At 61.9% G+C, this 257-nt stretch carries 1 protein-coding gene; it reads right to left on the bottom strand.

Annotated elements, in window-relative coordinates:
- Positions 1–257: hypothetical protein (locus NLF92_RS13360; RefSeq protein WP_254102737.1), on the bottom strand; the 257-nt coding region annotated here is incomplete at both ends.

Genomic DNA, 257 nt, shown 5'->3' with positions numbered 1-257 from the left:
ATGATCGCCACCTCGATCACCAGATCGTAGAAATTGCGCGGCCGCATGCGCGGCAGGAAATTCATCTGTGCCCGGCTTTCGACCTGGAACACCCCGATGCTGTCGGCCCGGCACAGCATGTCATAGACCGCCGGATCCTCGGGCGGCAGGGTGGCCAGGGTAAACCGCTGGCGGTGGTGCATGTCGATCAGGTCAAAGGCCTTGCGGATGCAGGTCAGCATGCCCAGGGACAGCACATCGACCTTGAGAATGCCCAG

Origin of the sequence: Opacimonas viscosa (assembly GCF_024199005.1) — a bacterium.
In the GTDB taxonomy this organism is placed as follows: Bacteria; Pseudomonadota; Gammaproteobacteria; order Enterobacterales; family Alteromonadaceae; genus Opacimonas; species Opacimonas viscosa.
Note: the sequence above shows the minus strand (reverse complement) of the source record. Positions and strands in the feature narration are given on the sequence as shown.